Annotated in this window: 17 protein-coding genes and 2 tRNA genes; 1 reads left to right on the top strand and 18 read right to left on the bottom strand. The window is 44.7% G+C overall.

All coding sequences use genetic code 11. The features are described 5' to 3' along the window. Positions 1-87: 87 nt before the first annotated feature. From rpsO to rlmE, 14 genes are all read right to left on the bottom strand, one after another. Positions 88-357 carry a 30S ribosomal protein S15 gene (rpsO, locus tag Q4486_RS13815; protein WP_303419234.1) on the bottom strand — a complete coding sequence of 90 codons (270 nt, stop codon included), beginning with the start codon at positions 355-357 and terminating at the stop codon, positions 88-90. Positions 358-498: 141 nt separating this feature from the next. Beyond that, complete coding sequence (gene truB, locus Q4486_RS13810) at positions 499-1,482, bottom strand: tRNA pseudouridine(55) synthase TruB (RefSeq protein ID WP_303419230.1); 984 nt, start codon at positions 1,480-1,482, stop codon at positions 499-501. Between the two features lie 3 nt (positions 1,483-1,485). Further along, positions 1,486-1,887 (bottom strand): 30S ribosome-binding factor RbfA, encoded by a 402-nt coding sequence (rbfA, locus tag Q4486_RS13805; RefSeq protein WP_067868151.1) that lies wholly within the window; start codon positions 1,885-1,887, stop codon positions 1,486-1,488. Positions 1,888-1,904: 17 nt separating this feature from the next. After that, the gene (infB, locus tag Q4486_RS13800) at positions 1,905-4,466 is read right to left on the bottom strand and encodes a translation initiation factor IF-2 (RefSeq protein ID WP_303419225.1); all 2,562 of its coding nucleotides are present in this window, start codon (positions 4,464-4,466) and stop codon (positions 1,905-1,907) included. Positions 4,467-4,493: 27 nt separating this feature from the next. Continuing rightward, positions 4,494-5,984, bottom strand: a complete 1,491-nt coding sequence (nusA, locus tag Q4486_RS13795) for a transcription termination factor NusA (RefSeq protein WP_303419222.1) — start codon at positions 5,982-5,984, stop codon at positions 4,494-4,496. A 33-nt stretch (positions 5,985-6,017) separates the two neighbouring features. Continuing rightward, positions 6,018-6,473, bottom strand: coding sequence for a ribosome maturation factor RimP (gene rimP / locus Q4486_RS13790; RefSeq protein ID WP_067868160.1), 456 nt, complete (start codon positions 6,471-6,473; stop codon positions 6,018-6,020). Between the two features lie 189 nt (positions 6,474-6,662). Beyond that, positions 6,663-6,739: transfer RNA gene (locus Q4486_RS13785), tRNA-Met, on the bottom strand. 50 nt (positions 6,740-6,789) lie between these two features. Further along, positions 6,790-6,876: transfer RNA gene (locus Q4486_RS13780), tRNA-Leu, on the bottom strand. Between the two features lie 19 nt (positions 6,877-6,895). After that, positions 6,896-7,276 carry a preprotein translocase subunit SecG gene (secG, locus tag Q4486_RS13775; protein WP_303519820.1) on the bottom strand — a complete coding sequence of 127 codons (381 nt, stop codon included), beginning with the start codon at positions 7,274-7,276 and terminating at the stop codon, positions 6,896-6,898. Between the two features lie 15 nt (positions 7,277-7,291). After that, positions 7,292-8,041 carry a triose-phosphate isomerase gene (tpiA, locus tag Q4486_RS13770; protein WP_303419214.1) on the bottom strand — a complete coding sequence of 250 codons (750 nt, stop codon included), beginning with the start codon at positions 8,039-8,041 and terminating at the stop codon, positions 7,292-7,294. Positions 8,042-8,086: 45 nt separating this feature from the next. After that, positions 8,087-9,433 carry a phosphoglucosamine mutase gene (glmM, locus tag Q4486_RS13765; protein WP_303519819.1) on the bottom strand — a complete coding sequence of 449 codons (1,347 nt, stop codon included), beginning with the start codon at positions 9,431-9,433 and terminating at the stop codon, positions 8,087-8,089. 10 nt (positions 9,434-9,443) lie between these two features. After that, entirely contained in the window at positions 9,444-10,301 is an 858-nt protein-coding gene (folP, locus tag Q4486_RS13760; protein ID WP_303519818.1) for a dihydropteroate synthase, read from the bottom strand. Between the two features lie 89 nt (positions 10,302-10,390). After that, complete coding sequence (gene ftsH / locus Q4486_RS13755; RefSeq protein ID WP_303519816.1) at positions 10,391-12,352, bottom strand: ATP-dependent zinc metalloprotease FtsH; 1,962 nt, start codon at positions 12,350-12,352, stop codon at positions 10,391-10,393. 103 nt (positions 12,353-12,455) lie between these two features. Continuing rightward, the gene (gene rlmE / locus Q4486_RS13750) at positions 12,456-13,076 is read right to left on the bottom strand and encodes a 23S rRNA (uridine(2552)-2'-O)-methyltransferase RlmE (RefSeq protein ID WP_303419204.1); all 621 of its coding nucleotides are present in this window, start codon (positions 13,074-13,076) and stop codon (positions 12,456-12,458) included. Between the two features lie 125 nt (positions 13,077-13,201). Between rlmE and Q4486_RS13745 the strand changes: the two genes are divergently transcribed. Beyond that, positions 13,202-13,504 carry a YhbY family RNA-binding protein gene (locus Q4486_RS13745; protein WP_067868174.1) on the top strand — a complete coding sequence of 101 codons (303 nt, stop codon included), beginning with the start codon at positions 13,202-13,204 and terminating at the stop codon, positions 13,502-13,504. 56 nt (positions 13,505-13,560) lie between these two features. Here Q4486_RS13745 and greA read toward each other — a convergent pair whose 3' ends face one another. The 4 genes from greA to Q4486_RS13725 form a co-directional block, all read right to left on the bottom strand. Then, positions 13,561-14,037: a transcription elongation factor GreA gene (gene greA, locus Q4486_RS13740; protein WP_303419200.1), complete on the bottom strand. Its 477-nt coding sequence runs from the start codon at positions 14,035-14,037 to the stop codon at positions 13,561-13,563. Between the two features lies 1 nt (position 14,038). Further along, positions 14,039-17,248 carry a carbamoyl-phosphate synthase large subunit gene (gene carB / locus Q4486_RS13735; RefSeq protein ID WP_303519815.1) on the bottom strand — a complete coding sequence of 1,070 codons (3,210 nt, stop codon included), beginning with the start codon at positions 17,246-17,248 and terminating at the stop codon, positions 14,039-14,041. Between the two features lie 101 nt (positions 17,249-17,349). Next, positions 17,350-18,483, bottom strand: a complete 1,134-nt coding sequence (gene carA / locus Q4486_RS13730) for a glutamine-hydrolyzing carbamoyl-phosphate synthase small subunit (protein WP_303419194.1) — start codon at positions 18,481-18,483, stop codon at positions 17,350-17,352. 228 nt (positions 18,484-18,711) lie between these two features. Further along, positions 18,712-19,506 (bottom strand): ABC transporter substrate-binding protein, encoded by a 795-nt coding sequence (locus Q4486_RS13725; protein WP_303519814.1) that lies wholly within the window; start codon positions 19,504-19,506, stop codon positions 18,712-18,714. Positions 19,507-19,640 lie beyond the last annotated feature (134 nt).

Below are 19,640 nucleotides of genomic sequence, written 5' to 3'. Positions count from 1 at the left end.
ACAGGCGGGATGAAATTGTTAACTACTTTACTGCCTCAGATAAAATCAGGGCCATACAATGTATGGCCCTGAGAAACTTACACTAACTTAGCGACGTAGACCAAGACGCTTGATCAACTCTAGGTAACGATCTGCATCTTTACCTTTCAAGTAATCCAGCAATTTACGACGCTGGTTTACCATGCGGATTAGACCGCGACGAGAGTGATGGTCATGCTTGTTCACTTTGAAGTGACCCTGTAAGCCTTCGATGTTAGCAGTTAGCAAAGCTACCTGAACTTCTGGGGAACCAGTATCGCCTTCAGCGCGAGCGAAATCTGCAACGATTGCCGCTTTATTTTCAGCAGTTAATGCCATTTTCATTCTCCTAAAAAAATATGCACACGGCTGTTATTTAGCCGCTGGATTTGAAAGAAACGATGCACCGAGCATATTTTCAGTACAACGCCACATTATTTAGGCCTCTTTAGACACCTAAAAAATTCTATTTAATTAGTACTATTGGTCGTTTTCAGTACAAATAAGCCGTTTAGGCTTAAATGCTCCTTCATCGCTAACCTCAGCAACACCCAAAAAACGCTCAGGATCTACCTCAGTTGCAGATGCAAATAAACGCACCAAACCACCCGTCTCATATTTTTGTGCTTCATTCGATAACACATGATGACCATGAAGCAAAAGTTTCGACTGGGAGGGATCAAGTTGCACCGCTGGCAAATCAGCCACTGCTGCCCACGCTGGCAATAATAGCTTATCTAGCTCAAATTGTATGCCCTTTAGGGCCTCTTCATCGGCATTTTCCGGTACATTTTGACGCAGCTCATCCAATGTCATCATCTGGTCCGCTGTAAATGCGCCGACATCTTTTCGATGCAGCATTTTTACATGGGCTCCACAGCCTATAAGGTGGCCTAGATCTTCGACAATTGAACGGATGTAAGTCCCTTTTGAGCAATACACTTCAAGATCAATTTCATCACCTCGAAAGGCCGTCATTTTTATCTCGTGGATAATGACCTTACGCGGCTTAACTTCTATCTTGATCCCTTGGCGTGCCAGTTTATATAAAGGCTGGCCTTGATGCTTTAGCGCAGAAAACATGGACGGCACTTGTTCTATTTCGCCGCTAAAATGCTCGACGAGAAACTGCTCAATCTGTGCTTCGGTTAGATTTTCTGGTACAGGTTTTTCTTCAACAACCACGCCATCAGCATCACTAGAGTCTGTTCTTATCCCTAGCTTTGCGGTGGTTATGTAGCGTTTATCTGAATCTAACAGATGCTGTGAAAACTTTGTCGCTTCACCTAAACAGATAGGAAGCATACCGGTTGCCAGAGGATCTAGCGCGCCTGTATGCCCACCTTTAGCGGCACCATAAAGACGACGCACTTGTTGAAGAGCAAAATTAGAAGAGATACCTGGCGGTTTATTTAACAGAAATACACCGTCGACCGCCCGGCCTCGGTTTCTACGACGACCCACGCATTACTCTCCGTCGGTGTCGTTATTTGAATTCTGATTTTCTTGGCGCACTGCGGCCTCAATCAGATGATGCAAGTGACGACCACGTTCGATAGTTTCATCGAAATGGAAACGCAACTGCGGCATCACTCGTAACTTAACTTGTTTAGCCAGCGCCCCTCTTAGGAAACCGGCCGCATTATTAAGCACTTTTAGTGAATCAACTATTGCTTCATCTTCATCTTTACCATTAAGCGGTAAAACAGTGATGTAAACATCAGCGTAGCCAAGATCTTTACTCACCTTGGCATAGCTTACTGTCACCATACCAAGACGAGGATCTTTAATTTCTAACTGGATAAGCTGGGCCAGCTCACGTTGGAGCTGGTCCGCAATCCTTGATGTACGACTATAATCGCGTGCCATAAAGGTTATCTATTACCTTAAAGTGTACGTTGAACTTCGACTGTGTCGAAGACCTCAATCTGGTCTCCTACTTTAACGTCGTTATAGTTCTTAACGCCGATACCACATTCCATACCCTGACGAACTTCGTTTACGTTATCTTTAAAGCGACGTAGAGATTCTAATTCGCCCTCATAGATAACCACGTTGTCACGCAGTACACGAATACGCTTGTTACGGAAAACTGTACCTTCAGTAACCATACAACCAGCCACAAGACCAATCTTAGGTGCTTTAAATACATCACGTACTTCAGCAATACCAACGATCTCTTCACGGTATTCAGGAGAAAGAAGACCGCCCATCGCCTGCTTAACGTCATCAATAATATCGTAGATTACGCTGTAGTAACGAAGTTCGATGCCTTCACGTTCCATTACCTGACGAGCCTGCTGATCAGCACGGACGTTGAAACCAACCATCAATGCAGATGCTGTAACCGCAAGGTTAGCATCAGTCTCAGCAATACCACCAACACCGCCAGAAACGATATTCACTTTTACTTCATCGGTAGATAGATCTTCCAATGCGTGAGTTAGCGCTTCCAATGAACCACGTACGTCTGTTTTAAGGACAATATTGAAAGTTTTAACATCACCGGCTTGCATGTTAGCAAACAAGTTTTCTAGTTTAGATTTCTGCTGGCGGGCCAATTTCACATCACGGTATTTACCTTGACGGAACAGTGCAATCTCACGCGCTTTCTTCTCGCTGCTAACAACAGTGAATTCATCACCAGCATTAGGCGTACCATCTAGGCCTTGAATCTCAACCGGGATAGCAGGACCTGCACCATGAATAGGCTTACCATTTTCATCCAGCATCGCACGAATACGACCATAATGTAGACCGGCAAGAACGATATCACCTTTTTCCAAGGTTCCGTTTTGGATCAGTACCGTTGCAACTGGACCACGGCCTTTATCAAGACGGGACTCAACAACTACACCTTGAGCTGGAGCCTTAGGCACTGCAGTTAGTTCAAGAATTTCAGATTGCAGTAACACTGCATCTAATAATTCATCAATACCTTGGCCTGTTTTAGCCGATACACTTACAAACTGATTTTCACCACCCCACTCTTCAGGGATAACATCCAGTGCTGCAAGTTCATTCTTAACACGATCAGGATCAGCTTGCTCTTTATCAATTTTATTGACCGCAACAACGAGTGGTACACCCGCAGCTTTAGCATGCTGTACCGCTTCTTCAGTCTGAGGCATTACACCATCATCAGCAGCCACAACAAGAATAACGATATCAGTTACAGAAGCACCACGCGCACGCATCGCTGTAAAAGCAGCATGTCCCGGTGTATCTAAGAAAGTAACCATGCCATTATCTGTTTCTACATGATAAGCACCAATGTGCTGCGTAATACCGCCGGACTCACCGGAAGCTACACGTGATGAACGTATATAGTCCAACAATGATGTTTTACCATGGTCAACGTGACCCATAACAGTAACAACCGGTGCGCGACTTTCCTGCTCACCCTGCATTGCTTGAATACTTTCCATCAACGCTTCTTCAACCGCATTCTCTTGAAGTGCGATTGGCGTATGACCCATCTCTTCTACAACAAGCATACCTGTTTCTTGGTCAATCACTTGGTTAATAGTCGCCATAGCGCCCATACCAAACATAACCTTGATCACTTCTGCAGCTTTAACGTTCATTTTCTTCGCTAATTCTGCAACAGTAATACTTTCAGGAACAGTTACATCAATGACTTGCTGAGTTGTTGGTTCTTTAAAGCCATGTTCGTTTGGCTTGTTAGAAAGAGGACGACCATTTTTACCGCGATTACGGCTAATTTTCCCGCCACGACGGTTATCGTTACGATTATCACCACGGTTATTTTTGCCTTTACCGCGACGATTATCTTGTGACGCTGGCTCTTTCTTCTTAGCTTGTTCTTGTGCTTTAAAGCGTGCTTCAGCTTCAGCTTCAGCCTTACGACGGCGAGCTTCTTCTTCCTCTTCACGTTTTAAACGAGCCGCTTCTTCAGCTTCTTTCTGCTTACGCTGAACATCAACTTCTTCTTGCTCTCGGCTCTGCTCTTGCTTAGTTTCACGTTCTTTAGCAGCTTCTGCTTCAGCCGCTTCGCGTGCAGCTTGTTCTTTCGCTTCCTGCTGCTTACGCTCTTCTTCTAAACGCAATTCTTCAGCTTTCTGAGCTTCTAATGCAGCTTCGTCAACTGTTTCAGTTGGCTCATCACCACCTTCAACTTCTGAGCGTTTAACATAGGTACGCTTTTTACGTACTTCTACATTAACTGTTTTCTTCTTACCTGATGAACCTGACACTTTAAGCTGAGATGTAGTTTTACGCTTTAAAGTGATTTTCTTTGGTTCACCATCTGCTGCATCTTCACCGTGACTACGCTTAAGATGATTCAGCAATGTTTGACGCTCTGATTCAGATACTTCAGCGCCAACATTCTTACCAGATATACCTGCTTCCTTCATTTGCTCGAGCAAACGATCAACGGAAACACCAACCATTTCGGCGAGTTGCTTTACTGTTACTTCGGCCATTATTAAGGGGCTCCTCTTCCGTTAACCTTACTCTTCTTCTGCAAACCATGGAGCACGAGCAGTCATGATTAACGATGCGGCTCGTTCTTCGTCCAGGTCTTCGATATCTATCAAATCATCAATAGATTGTTCCGCCAAATCTTCCATCGTAATGATGCCTTGAGCAGCAAGAATGAAAGCTAAATGCTTATCCATTCCCTCCATCTCAAGAAGATCTGCAGCGGGTTCTGCTTTATCCAGTTGCTCTTCATTGGCTATCGCCAAGTTAAGCAGTGCGTCTTTAGCACGTTTTCGCAGCTCATTGACGATATCTTCATCGAATCCATCAATTTCAAGCATCTCATCAACTGGAACATAAGCAACCTCTTCCAGTGTAGTGAAGCCTTCGCCAACTAATACTTCTGCAACGTCTTCGTCCACATCAAGATGATCAACAAACTGACCAATGACAGAACCAACTTCAGATTGATGCTTATTCTGTGCATCCTCTTCAGTCATGACGTTAAGTTCCCAGCCCGTTAGCTCAGATGCCAAACGTACATTTTGTCCGTTACGGCCAATAGCCATAGCAAGATTTTCACTTGCAACAGCAACATCCATAGAATGAGTTTCTTCATCTAGGACAATCGATGCAACTTCAGCAGGCGCCATTGCGTTAATCACTAACTGTGCAGGATTATCATCCCACAACACAATATCAACACGCTCACCGTTCAATTCATTTGATACAGCTTGCACACGAGAACCTCGCATACCAACACAAGCACCAACCGGATCGATACGGCCATCATTTGTTTTTACAGCAATTTTCGCACGAGAACCTAAATCACGGGAAGCGGCTCGAATCTCGATAACCTCTTCCGAAATTTCAGGCACTTCAATACGAAACAACTCAATCAACATCTCGTTGCACGCACGGCTCATAATTAACTGAGGCCCGCGACCTTCAGAGCGAACTTCAAGTAAAACAGCACGAACACGATCACCCATGCGGAACGTTTCACGCTGAATCAACTGGTCACGTGGTAACAACGCTTCAGCGTTGTTACCTAAGTCCACTATAATATTATCGCGTGTAACTTTTTTGACACTGCCCGAGATCAACTCACCTTGGCGATCACGATAGAGTTCAACCACTTTTGCTCTTTCAGCTTCACGTACTTTCTGTACGATAACTTGTTTAGCCGTTTGTGCCGCAATACGACCAAACTTAACAGATTCAACCTGCTCTTCGTGGATATCACCTGGCTGCAGCGCTGTATCAATCTCTTCAGCTTCCTGCATTGTTAACTCTGTACCTAGTGCAGGTACAACCTCGTTGGTTACAACTAACCAACGACGGAATGTTTCGTAATCGCCTGTTGCGCGATCAATTACTACGCGAATATCAGCTTCTTCGTCATAACGTTTTTTTGTCGCCGTTGCCAATGCAACTTCGATAGCTTCGAAAATAACTTCTTTCGGAACTTCTTTTTCGTTAGAAACTGCTTCTGCTACCAACAGAATCTCTTTATTCATGCCTCTGCCTCACCCAAGACCCCAATTCTATATTTAGAACTGAGGGATAATGTTTGCCCGATCGATATACTCAATCGGCAGCATATATTCTTCATCATCAACAACGACAAGTATGTCGTCGCCTTCAATACCATTTAAAATACCTTTGAACTTACGACGCCCTTCATATGCTATGCGCAAACGCAGCTGGATATGAGAACCGGCATAGGCCGCAAACTGTTCTAAAGTAAATAACGGACGATCCACACCAGGCGACGATACCTCTAAGGTATAATTTCCTGCTATCGGATCTTCAACATCCATAATTCCACTGATCTGATGACTTACCTTTGCGCAGTCATCTACGCTAATGCCATTTTCAGAATCAATGTACACCCTTAAGGTGCTGTGTTTTCCCTGTGAGAGAAACTCAATACCCCAGAGCTCAACCCCCAACGCAATTACTGACGGTTCAATTAACTCTTGTAACAGTTTCATTTTCGCTGACACGAACAACCCACCCGTACTAACACTTAAACGCTTATTTCTTATATTTCAATAAGTTAACTAAAGCATTTACAAATTTCACAAACAAAAAATGGGTCTAATGACCCATTCCCGACCTACAGTATAGATATTCTTATACTGTAATTCACTGACGAAAAAGCCCCTAAAAAGGGGCCTTACGCTAAATAAGGTTGGTAGCGGGGGCTGGATTTGAACCAACGACCTTCGGGTTATGAGCCCGACGAGCTACCAAGCTGCTCCACCCCGCATCAAAACTGGTGCAAATTGTATATGTACCAGCGACCTTAATCAAGATTAATGGTGCCCAAGGCCGGACTTGAACCGGCACGGCCTGACGGCCACTACCCCCTCAAGGTAGCGTGTCTACCAATTCCACCACTTGGGCATCAAACCTTTACGACCCATTAGTCAGCTTTTGGAATATCTGACTCAACAGGCGCTACAACCTTTCCTTCCTCTTCCAAAGCAGGAAGCTGAGGCTCAGCAGGTAGCGCAGGGGCTTGACTCTCAACAACCGTAGCTGCTGGGATTCCCGCGTCACCAATAGATTCTGCTTTCTCTTTAGCATAGATAGCTAAGATAAAGCTTGTTACAAAAATGCCTGCAGCAACAATACCCGTCATACGAGACAGAAAGTTACCACTACCCGTACTACCGAAAACAGTCTGGGAAGCGCCTGCACCGAAAGAGGCACCTGCTTCAGCGCCTTTGCCCTGTTGCAGCAAAATCAGACCAATTACAGCCGCTGCTAACAACACATGAATAATCAGAACTACTGTTTCCATTGTTTAACCGTCTATTTATGCACCTGCCGCATGGCAGATGGCAATAAAATCATTTGCTTTAAGAGAGGCTCCACCTACTAGCCCTCCATCAACGTCATCGTTCGCGAACAACTCTGCAGCATTTCCCGCATTGACACTACCACCGTATAAGATACGGGTAGCTGATGCAGTTTTTGCATCATACTCTGCGATCATTGCGCGAATTGCAGCATGTACATCTTGCGCTTGTTCAGATGTCGCGGTTTTACCTGTACCTATTGCCCATACAGGCTCATAGGCAATAACAGCATCCGCAAACTTATCAATTCCAGCAGCATCAATTACTGCCTTTAACTGACGTCCAACAACATCAAGTGTCTTACCTTGCTCTCGTTCTTCAAGAGTTTCACCTACACAAAGAATAGGCTTTAACCCTGCAGCCACTGTTGCGATAAACTTATCAGCAACCACTAAATCAGTTTCTGCATACAGACTGCGACGTTCCGAATGTCCTAGGATCACATACTCACATCCTAAGTCACTCAACATCGGCAGTGAAATTTCGCCCGTAAAAGCCCCGTCTGGGTTTTCGCTCACATTCTGTGCACCCACAGCAATGAACGAACCTGACAGCGACTTCACTTGGGATAGGTATATCGCAGGCGGACACACTAGCACATCAACGGCTGAAGTTTGAATACCAGAAACTAACTCATTCATTAATTTATTAATGAAGTCAGTTCGGCCATTCATCTTCCAGTTTCCGGCAACTAAAGCTCTGCGCATTAATACCCCCTATTTCAAGAGGCGCAAATATTAACTGGCTTACACTTAAGTTTCAAGCTCCATCAAGGCTTTTTCAACATCGGTCGCGAGCTGTTGACAGAGATTAGCCACTTCATCCGCATCTTCCCCTTCAACCATGACTCGAACCAAAGGCTCTGTACCCGAAGGGCGCAACAAAATGCGTCCCCGCTCGCCGAGTTTTTTCTCTGCATTGACAACAGCCTGCTGAATACTGTCAATCTCATTAATATTAACTTTTTGAGCCACTCGCACGTTAATCATCACTTGCGGCATTTTAGTCATACCATGACGCAGCTCGGCCAAAGTTTTACCGGTTTCAACAATAGCTTTTAGTACTTGTAACGCAGCAACAGTTCCATCTCCAGTCGTTGTCAGGTGACGACAAACAATATGTCCGGAGCTTTCTCCACCTAAAATCCAGTCATTCAGGTACAACTGCTCCATGACATAACGATCGCCTACACTTGCTCTGATAAATGGAATATTCTCACGCACGAACGCCTGCTCGAGTCCAAAATTACTCATCAATGTTCCGACAACGCCACCGGTGAATACACCTTCGCGGCGCATCTGGGCAGCGATAATAAATAACAGCTCATCGCCATCAACCTCCTGCCCATCCTGATCCACCATGATGACGCGATCACCATCGCCATCCAACGCTATACCTAAATCCGCTTTTTCAGCCAACACAACGGTACGTAAACGTTCAGTTTCTGTAGCACCACAGTTTTCATTTATATTCAAACCATCTGGAGAGGATGCGATCTCAATAACCTTTGCACCTAATTCAGTAAATACAGAAGGAGCCACATGGTAAGTTGCGCCATTTGCGCAGTCTAAAATGATTTTTAATCCTTTTAGCGAGATGCCTCCCGCTGTAGCTTTACAAAATTCAATATAGCGTCCAGCGGCATCAACAATCCTTTTTGCTTTACCCAGCTCAGACGAATCCACTGTCGTCATCGCTATATCCATTTGCGCTTCTATCGCTTGCTCAACATCATCAGGTAGCTTTGTCCCTTCAGATGAGAAGAATTTAATGCCGTTATCATAAAAAGGATTATGAGACGCACTAATCACAATCCCCGCATCCGCACGAAAGGTTCTTGCTAAGTAAGCGACGGCCGGTGTAGGCATTGGGCCTGTTAACAGCACATCCACACCCGCCGCAGACAAACCTGCCTCTAAAGCAGATTCAAACATATAACCGGAAATACGCGTATCTTTGCCGATCAAAATTTTACTATAACCCTCTCGAGCAAAGACCTTACCTGCCGCCCAACCCAACTTCAGAACAAAGTCTGGCGTCACTGGAAACTGCCCAACCCTACCGCGAATACCGTCAGTCCCAAAATAGCGCTTTGTCATCTTCTTCCCTCTATTTAATAACCGCTTCAGCCATAACGGCGCGGGTCATTTTTACTGCATCCGCAGTTTCTTTAACATCATGCACTCGAACAATGGCGGCGCCTTGCATCACCGACATAACAACAGTAGCTAAACCACCGGCCAAACGCTGGTCAACTTCTCGATTTAACACCGCACCCAGCATCGATTTACGAGAAGTACCGATCAACAAAGGCAACCCAAATGCATGCAATTGAGATATATTATTCATCAGCCTTAGATTATGCTCCACGGTTTTACCAAAACCAAAACCTGGATCAAGAATAAGGCGCTCTTTAGCTATACCTGAAGCTTCACAAGCCAAAACACGCTCGGCAAAGAAATCGCTGACATCATCCAAAACATCAGCATACTCTGGACGATCCTGCATAGTCGCAGGACTTCCCAACATATGCATCAGGCAAACAGGTAAGTCTGTGCTAGAGGCCGCTTCTAAGGCCCCCTCTCGCCCTAAAGCACGAACATCGTTAATCAGTCCTGCGCCTAACTTGGCCGCCTCTGTTATGAGTTCAGGAGCGCTGGTATCGATAGAGATAACCACATCAAACTCTTGGGCTATCTTCTCGATGACCGGCAACACTCGCTCTTTTTCCTCCTGAAGCGATACAGGTACAGCACCAGGCCTCGTTGACTCACCACCAATATCCAAAATGGTTGCGCCATCACCGATCATTTTTTCAGCTTGAATTAGAATTTTATCTAACTGAACTGAACCGCCGTTATGCAACACTCCGCCATCGGAAAACGAATCAGGCGTGACATTAAGAATACCCATCACATGCGTGTATGATAAATCTAAGGTACGCGTGCCAAACTGAAATTCACGCATAGTATCTGCCTTATTCTGGTTGTTTAACATATTAAAAAAGGCCAGCTTCGTTACAAAGCTAGCCTTTTATCTTTCAATCCACCTGATAATTAGTGAATATTTTTATCTGATGAATCAGGCACATCTGGATCAACGCCCTCATCACCTTCATTCATATCCACTTCATCGGCGGATGGTTTAGTCGACTCATCTGCCGATGCAGCAGGCTTATCACCTTCACTGTCATCACCCTCAACCCAACCTTCAGGCGGAGAAACAGGCTTACGCTCCATCAACTCATCTATCTGACTACTATCAATAGTTTCATACTTCATAAGTGCAGCGCACATAGACTCAAGAATATCGCGATTATCTACGAGGATCTTCTCAGCACGCTTGTAACATTCATCGATAATCTTACGGGTTTCCATATCGATTTTACGTTGAGTTTCCTCAGCAAGCGGTTTAGCGCCTTGACCATAGCCACGGTTAAACGGATCAGACTCTTCCTCATCATATAGCAGAGGCCCCATCTCATCGGTCAAACCCCACTTCGCAACCATACTCCGAGCAAAAGAAGTCGCTCTCTGTATATCGTTAGAAGCACCTGTAGTCACACCATCTTTACCTAAGGTCATCTCCTCAGCAATTCGACCACCATATAACGAACAGATGTTGGACATAATCGACTGACGGCTATGACTATAGCGATCTTCCAAAGGCAAAAACATAGTCACACCTAAGGCACGACCACGAGGAATAATGGACACTTTGTATACAGGATCATGTTCAGGCATTAAACGACCAACAATCGCGTGCCCCGCTTCATGGTACGCTGTATTCAAGCGTTCCTTCTCAGACATCACCATCGATTTACGCTCGGCGCCCATCATGATTTTGTCTTTTGCTTTTTCAAACTGTTCCATTCTAACGGTACGTTTACCGCCTCGTGCGGCAAAAAGAGCGGCTTCATTGACCAAATTTGCCAAATCAGCACCAGAGAAACCAGGCGTACCACGGGCAATCAGCTCAGGTTTTACGTCATCTCCTAAAGGCACTTTCCGCATATGCACTTTAAGGATTTTCTCTCTACCACGAATATCTGGAAGACCTACATGTACCTGCCTATCAAAACGTCCTGGACGTAATAATGCTGGATCCAACACATCAGGTCGGTTAGTTGCCGCGATAACAATAATGCCTTCATTACCTTCAAAGCCATCCATTTCAACTAACAACTGGTTTAATGTTTGCTCTCGCTCATCATTACCGCCGCCCATGCCTACACCACGGTGACGACCAACAGCATCGATCTCATCTATAAAGATAATACAAGGTGCGTTCTTTTTCGCTTGCTCAAACATATCACGAACACGGGATGCACCTACACCTACAAACATCTCAACAAAATCAGAACCTGAGATGGTAAAGAAAGGTACTTTTGCTTCGCCCGCTATCGCTTTCGCCAATAGGGTTTTACCTGTACCGGGGCTACCCGACATAAGTACACCACGGGGAATATGACCGCCAAGACGCTGAAATTTACCTGGATCACGAAGAAAATCAACTAACTCACGGACATCCTCTTTCGCTTCTTCAACACCGGCCACGTCATCAAATGTAGTCTGAATCTGATCTTCACCCATCATCCGCGCTTTGGATTTACCAAACGACATAGGGCCGCCTTTACCGCCACCCCCTTGCATCTGACGCATAAAGAACATAAATACAGCGATAATGACTAATATAGGGAAGGAAGCAACTAACAGCTGAGTCCAAATGCTCTGCTGTTCTGGTTGTTTACCCTCAATAACTACATCATTCGCAAACAGGTCATCAACAAGTTTAGGATCCTGCAACGCTGGTCGCGTTGTCTCAAATGTCTCACCATTACTACGGTGCCCTTGGATTGTATAACCGTCAATAATGACTTTTTCTACACTTCCGGCTTTCACTTCTGAAACAAATTCAGAATAGCTAAGACGTTTAGATTCCGCACTTTCATTAAAGTTATTAAATACTGTCAGCAATACCGCTGCGATCACTAGCCACAAAACCAGATTTTTCGCCATATCATTCAATGGAATACCCTCAATTTGCTGATTAAGCTTGGCGCTCTACTTGGAGACGCTAAACACTATACTATGCGGCCACACTTGACCACTAAAACACGGCCTACCCTTTAAAACCTTTACCTAATAAATACACTTCTCGTGACCGAGCACGAGAAGAATCAGGCTTACGGGTGACCACTTTATTAAAACTTGTACGCATATCTTGCAAATACTGATCAAAACCTTCGCCTTGAAATACTTTAGCGACAAAATTTCCGCCGGGCTTAAGTACCTCACGCGCCATATCTAAGGCTAACTCCACCAAATACATAGCCGCAGGCTGATCAACTGCTGACATACCACTCATATTGGGGGCCATATCTGAAATTACAAGGTCTGCCGGTTCATCTCCTAAAGCAGAAAGTATCTGTTGCAAAACAGCTTCCTCTGTAAAATCACCCTGCACGAACTCAACTCCCGACATTCCATCCATAGGCAATATATCAGACGCAACCACTCGCCCCCGATCACCAACACGCTCTGCCGCCACTTGAGACCAGCCACCTGGGGCCGCACCTAAGTCCACAACAGTCATGCCGGGTTTGAATAATTTATCTTTTGTATCAAGCTCAATAAGCTTGAAACTCGCACGGGAGCGATAACCATGCTCTTTTGCTTGTTTCACATAGTGATCATCAAAATGTTCTTTTAGCCAACGCTCACTGCTTGCTGATTTCGCCACTAACCACTTGCTCTCTGATTTAAGCGTTGTACGCTACTAAGCTGCGAACAACTGTTGTAAAATTGTTATATTATCTTTTCTGAGCTCTAAGCTCATCAAAACACTTTAAGGCAGCGTATTTTAATATGAGCTTGAATCCTGAGCAAAAGAAGCATTATCGCACTCTTGGTCACAAACTAAACCCTGTTGTTACTGTAGCAGGTAAAGGCTTAACTGAAGCAGTTCAACTTGAGGTCGATCGCGCTCTAGAAGATCACGAATTAATCAAAGTAAAGTTTGCTGTTGGTGATCGAGATACAAAGAAACTCATTATACGCGAACTATGCTCAATCGTTGAAGCAGAACTCATACAAGAAATTGGACATATAGCGCTCATCTACAGAAAAGCGTTAGAACCTAATCCTAAACTATCCAATCTTCTTCGTTAAGAATTATCTATATACAAAAAAGGGGTGCCAACTGGCACCCCTTTTTATTTATCGCTTTAGATGTGAGCAACTTCGTCAATTTCAAATTCAGTCGCACCACCCGGCGTCTGAATATTAACGACATCACCCTCTTCTTTGCCAACTAAACCCCGTGCTATCGGGGAATTAACCGATATTTTACCCGCTTTGATATCAGCCTCATCATCTCCAACAATCTGATAAGTCTTAGACTCTTCAGTATCGAGATTAATGATTGTCACTGTAGTACCAAAAATAACTTTACCTGTTGCAGGGATCGCTGAAACATCGATCACTTGGCAGTTTGACAGCTTAGATTCTAAATCCTGAATACGCCCCTCAATAAAGCCTTGTTGTTCACGGGCCGCGTGGTATTCAGCATTTTCTTTTAGATCTCCGTGTTCCCGCGCCTCTGCAATATCAGCAATAACACGTGGACGATCAACTGTTTTTAGCTGCTCAAGCTCAGCACGAAGCGCTTTCTCGCCAGCAGCAGTCATCGGTACTCTAATCATCTTAAGCTCCTATGTCTTGAATACGACGAACTTCTTTCTCTTCGCCATATTGCAACGCCATGGTAATCGCTTCAGCACCCGCCAAGGTCGTTGTATAAGGAACTTTATGCTGGAGTGCACTACGACGAATATCAGCAGAGTCTTCAATTGCCTTACGGCCTTCTGTCGTATTGATAATATAAGCAATTTCGTCATTTTTGATCATATCCACTATATTGGGACGACCTTCCATGACTTTATTGACAATTTTCGCCTCTAAACCATGTTTTTCCATTAATGCGGCAGTACCCCGTGTAGCTACAAGCGAAAAGCCCAGCTCAACAAGGTCTTTGGCAACCTGCATAGATGCTTCTTTATCGACTTCACGTACAGAGATAAATGCCAGACCCGCTTGCGGCATAGTCTCACCGGCACCGATCTGAGCCTTCATAAAGGCCTCACCAAAGGTCGCACCTACGCCCATCACTTCACCCGTAGATTTCATCTCTGGTGATAAGATTGGGTCAACGCCTTGGAACTTATTAAATGGGAAAACAGCTTCCTTGACATTAAATAGCTTAGGCACAATTTCTTCAGTAAAACCAAGCTCTTTCAGAGACTTACCAGTCATCACTTGAGCGCCAATTTTAGCTAAAGATACACCAATACATTTAGATACAAATGGCACAGTACGTGATGCACGAGGGTTAACCTCAATCACATAAATTTCACCATCTTGATAAGCTAACTGCGCATTCATCAAGCCAACGACGCCAAGCTCTAGCGCCATTTTACGAATCATTTCCCGCATATCATCCTGCACATCAGCCGGGAGACTGTATGGAGGGAAAGAACATGCAGAGTCACCTGAGTGAACCCCCGCCTGCTCGATATGCTGCATGATTGCACCGATAACTACAGTTTCACCATCACATACGGCATCAATATCAATTTCGATAGCCGCATTAAGGAAATGATCCAATAGTACAGGCGCGTCATTAGAAACCTGAACCGCAGTTGTCATATAACGGCGTAGTTCTTCCTCTTTGTACACTATTTCCATTGCACGACCACCCAAAACATAAGATGGACGAACAACCAGAGGATAACCTAGTTTACCCGCTTCAATAATCGCTTCTTCTAAAGAGCGAACTGTCGCGTTCTCAGGCTGCTTAAGACCTAAACGCTTAAGCATCTGCTGGAACTGCTCACGGTCTTCTGCACGATCAATCGCTTCAGGTGAGGTACCAATAACCGGCACGCCCGCTTGCTCAAGAGCAACTGCAAGCTTCAGCGGCGTTTGACCACCATACTGAACAATGACTCCTTTAGGCTTCTCAACGTGTACAATTTCCAAAACATCTTCAAGCGTGATCGGCTCAAAGAATAAGCGATCAGATGTATCATAATCTGTTGAAACAGTCTCAGGGTTACAATTAACCATAATTGTTTCAAAGCCATCGTCACGCGCAGCAAGCGCAGCATGAACACAGCAGTAATCAAATTCGATACCTTGACCTATACGGTTAGGACCGCCACCGATAACCATGATTTTCTCACGGTCTGTCGGATTAGCTTCACACTCTTCTTCGTAGGTGGAATACATATAGGCAGTATCAGATGCAAACTCAGCGGCACAAGTATCTACACGTTTATAAACAGGACGAACATCTAGATTATGACGGTGCTTACGGAACTGTTTTTCTGATACGCCAAGCAGCTTAGCCAAACGCTCATCAGAGAAACCTTTACGCTTCAGCTTGAAGACGGCATCTTTATCTAGATCAGTCATCGCGATTTCAGATACACGTAACTCGTCTTTGATAATATCTTCGACTTGAACAAGGAACCACGGATCAATACCGCTAATTTCATACAGCTCTTCGACCGTCATCCCTAAACGGAAAGCATCGCCCAGATACCAGACACGCTCAGCACCCGGCTCTTTCATCTCACGCACAATGGTGGCGCGAGCATCATCGCTCTCAATATCAATAATAGAGTCAAAACCAGTCGCACCAACCTCTAAACCACGCAACGCTTTCTGCAGTGATTCTTGCTGTGTACGGCCTATCGCCATAACTTCACCTACCGACTTCATTTGAGTCGTTAGACGATCATTAGCTTGTGGGAATTTCTCAAAGGTAAAACGCGGTATCTTAGTAACAACATAATCAATCGAAGGCTCGAAAGATGCAGGTGTACGACCGCCGGTAATATCATTCTGTAGTTCATCCAGCGTGTAACCAATAGCGAGCTTCGCAGCCACTTTCGCAATCGGGAAACCGGTTGCTTTAGATGCTAAAGCTGATGAACGAGATACACGCGGGTTCATCTCGATAACGACCATACGGCCATCAACTGGGTTTACGCCAAACTGAACGTTAGAACCACCCGTCTCAACACCAATCTCACGCAATACCGCCAAAGAAGCGTTACGCATGATCTGATATTCTTTATCCGTCAATGTTTGTGCTGGCGCAACAGTGATAGAGTCGCCTGTATGTACACCCATTGCATCAAAGTTTTCAATCGCACAAACAATAATGCAGTTGTCGTTTTTATCACGAACAACTTCCATCTCATACTCTTTCCAACCAATCAGAGACTCATCAATCAATAGCTCTGTTGTTGGAGATAGATCTAAGCCACGCTCACAGATCTCGATAAACTCTTCTTTGTTATAAGCGATACCGCCACCGGTACCTCCCATAGTAAAAGAAGGTCGGATAATACATGGAAAACCAAGCTGAGCCTGAACCTGAAGCGCTTCTTCCATACTATGAGCAATAGCTGCACGAGGACACTCAAGACCTATAGCTTTCATCGCTTTATCAAAGCGGTTGCGGTCTTCAGCTTTATCGATAGTATCAGCATTAGCGCCGATCATCTCAACGCCATATTTTTCCAGAACCCCTTCACGCTCAAGATCAAGCGCACAGTTCAAAGCGGTCTGCCCACCCATTGTAGGCAATAATGCTTCAGGGCGTTCTTTCGCTATAATTTTTTCAACTGTTTTCCAATTGATAGGCTCGATATAAGTAGAATCAGCCATCGCAGGGTCAGTCATAATAGTAGCGGGGTTAGAGTTAACAAGAATAACTCGATAACCCTCTTCACGCAGAGCTTTACACGCTTGCGCGCCAGAATAATCAAATTCACATGCTTGCCCAATTACAATCGGACCTGCACCAAGAATCAAAATACTTTTTATATCAGTACGTTTTGGCATCGGTATTAAACCAGTCGTATCAGTTAGAAGCTGAGGAAGGCGGACAATTCACACCCTCCCTGTATCGTTTCAAACAACCTAATTTCTAGGTTATAGATGACTTACGCTTTAGCTGCTTTCATATCAGCAATGAAGCGATCAAACAGAGGCGCGACATCATGCGGACCCGGACTCGCCTCAGGGTGCCCCTGAAAACTAAACGCCGCACGGTCAGTACGCTCAATACCTTGCAAAGAGCCATCAAATAATGACTTATGCGTTGCACGTAACGTCGCAGGAAGCGCATCCTCATCAACCGCAAAACCATGATTCTGAGATGTGATCATTACCTGCTTACCATCTAAATCTTGAACTGGATGGTTAGCACCGTGATGACCAAATTTCATTTTCACCGTTTTAGCACCTGATGCCAACGCTAAAAGCTGATGACCCAAACAGATCCCAAAAACAGGTACATCTGTTTTACAGATCTCGGAAATTGCAGCAATAGCGTAGTCACATGGTTCTGGATCGCCTGGACCATTAGACAAAAACACACCATCAGGATTCATAGCTAAGACATCAGCAGCTGGAGTTTTTGCTGGCACTACAGTTAAACGACAACCGCGCTCAACCAACATACGCAAAATATTGCGTTTGACACCGTAATCATAAGCAACAACATGGAAAGGCTGAGACTTTGGATCAAGATCAGCATGACCTGAACCTAGTTTCCAAGTTGACGAGTTCCACTCATAAGCTGTTTCAGTAGTAACAACCTGAGCAAGATCCATCCCCTTTAAGCCAGGAAAAGACTTAGCATCAGAAAGCGCCTTAGCCTCATCAATATCACCGGCCATAATACAGCCACTTAACGAACCTTTCTCACGAAGTATTCGAGTTAAGCGACGTGTATCAATGTCTGCAATACCTACAATATTGTTATCTTTCAGATAATCATCTAGGTTTTTTTCGTTACGAAAGTTACTCGCAACCAAAGGGAGATCGCGGATAACTAAACCCGCAGCCCAAGTACGAGACGACTCTTCATCCTCAGTATTGGTACCAGTGTTACCTATGTGAGGATAAGTAAGGGTTACTATCTGACGACAATAAGAAGGGTCTGTCAGAATTTCCTGATAACCCGTCATAGAGGTATTAAATACAACCTCGCCGCTAGACTGCCCGTCTGCGCCAATGGCTACGCCCTTGAATATACTTCCGTCTTCAAGAGCAAGAATGGCTGGTCTCGCCAATTGAACCTCCTCGCAAAATGTGCAACAACAAAATCAGAAACGATACGTGCAAAAAAGCGAGGCAAACCGAAATTCAGCCTCGCTTCCTTGTTAAGAAACTTGTACAAAAGGTTTGCTATAGGCAAACCGGCTGTATTTTATGCTATAAAGGCGCTTTCTGTCTATTCCGCAATTGCGAAAAGGGCATAATTAAACAAAATTGTTTTTTAAGAGTCGCTTAGAACAGCATTAATCCAAAAAGAGGCGCCAGTTTTCAAAGCCTTTAGATAGCGCCTGATCCATAAAACCCTCAGTTTGCATATCGGCGATCACTAGCGCCAAGCGCTTTCTCAAGATGGCCGTATTACATTTTGATTTTTTAGATATTGCCAAATGAAGACCTTCAGCACTAATTGGCGGCTCTAGAACATCAAAGTGCCCTTTATAACCGAGCAACTCTGCGTAAGCTAAACCTGGATTTTTCTCATACAGCACATAATCAGCTCGGCCTCGATCAAGCATTAAAAAGGCCTGCCCTAAAGAGGGAACATAAGTTAGATTCAGCTTTTCTTTCGCATATTCATCAAAACCCTGCCCAAAACTATTATTGATGACAGTCACACCATGCAAATCGATTAAATCATCTCGGGAATTATAGGAGGCTTGCGTATTCGATTTACGCCAAACCACACTGGCTGTCTTAAAAAAAGCTGGGGAAATATAATTCATATACATAGTACGCGGCTCTGTATAAAAAATACCCGCCATCAAGTCTACCTTCCCTCGCTTCAGCATCTCCTGCGCACGCGCCCAAGATCCAACATCTAATAACTGAATAGTAATATCTAAGCGTCTAGCTATTTCATCAATTACCAGTCGGTTAGCCCCAATAACTTCTCCGCTATCTCCGCCTTGGCGCCATAAATAAGGGGAATACTCCACATTACCTGCGGCAGTTAACACAGAGCACTCACTCGCCCTTAGAGCGGATAAAGGCAACAATGAAAAAACACAAAGAGATAAAAGCAAAAAACGGCGACTCAAACTGACAACCTCAAAACCGACAAGATACAATTGAGTATAAGCAGCAACAGCAAACACACGCAACCGCTAAAAGGTAGCGGTACGTCCAAAGGCCTAAACCCTAAGCCCCAGACGCAAAAAACCCCGGCTACGTA

It is taken from the genome of Neptuniibacter sp. 2_MG-2023 (assembly GCF_030547495.1).
GTDB lineage: Bacteria > Pseudomonadota > Gammaproteobacteria > Pseudomonadales > Balneatricaceae > Neptuniibacter.
The sequence above is the reverse complement of the archived record's forward strand: the minus strand, read 5'-3'. Positions and strand labels throughout refer to the sequence as shown.

Coding starts and splice junctions, on each gene's coding strand:
- rpsO (WP_303419234.1), bottom strand. CDS start 357: ATGGCATTAACTGCTGAAAATAAAGCGGCAATCGTTGCAGATTTCGCT.
- rbfA (WP_067868151.1), bottom strand. CDS start 1,887: ATGGCACGCGATTATAGTCGTACATCAAGGATTGCGGACCAGCTCCAA.
- infB (WP_303419225.1), bottom strand. CDS start 4,466: ATGGCCGAAGTAACAGTAAAGCAACTCGCCGAAATGGTTGGTGTTTCC.
- nusA (WP_303419222.1), bottom strand. CDS start 5,984: ATGAATAAAGAGATTCTGTTGGTAGCAGAAGCAGTTTCTAACGAAAAA.
- secG (WP_303519820.1), bottom strand. CDS start 7,276: ATGGAAACAGTAGTTCTGATTATTCATGTGTTGTTAGCAGCGGCTGTA.
- tpiA (WP_303419214.1), bottom strand. CDS start 8,041: ATGCGCAGAGCTTTAGTTGCCGGAAACTGGAAGATGAATGGCCGAACT.
- glmM (WP_303519819.1), bottom strand. CDS start 9,433: ATGACAAAGCGCTATTTTGGGACTGACGGTATTCGCGGTAGGGTTGGG.
- folP (WP_303519818.1), bottom strand. CDS start 10,301: ATGCGTGAATTTCAGTTTGGCACGCGTACCTTAGATTTATCATACACG.
- ftsH (WP_303519816.1), bottom strand. CDS start 12,352: ATGGCGAAAAATCTGGTTTTGTGGCTAGTGATCGCAGCGGTATTGCTG.
- Q4486_RS13745 (WP_067868174.1), top strand. CDS start 13,202: ATGAGCTTGAATCCTGAGCAAAAGAAGCATTATCGCACTCTTGGTCAC.
- greA (WP_303419200.1), bottom strand. CDS start 14,037: ATGATTAGAGTACCGATGACTGCTGCTGGCGAGAAAGCGCTTCGTGCT.
- carB (WP_303519815.1), bottom strand. CDS start 17,248: ATGCCAAAACGTACTGATATAAAAAGTATTTTGATTCTTGGTGCAGGT.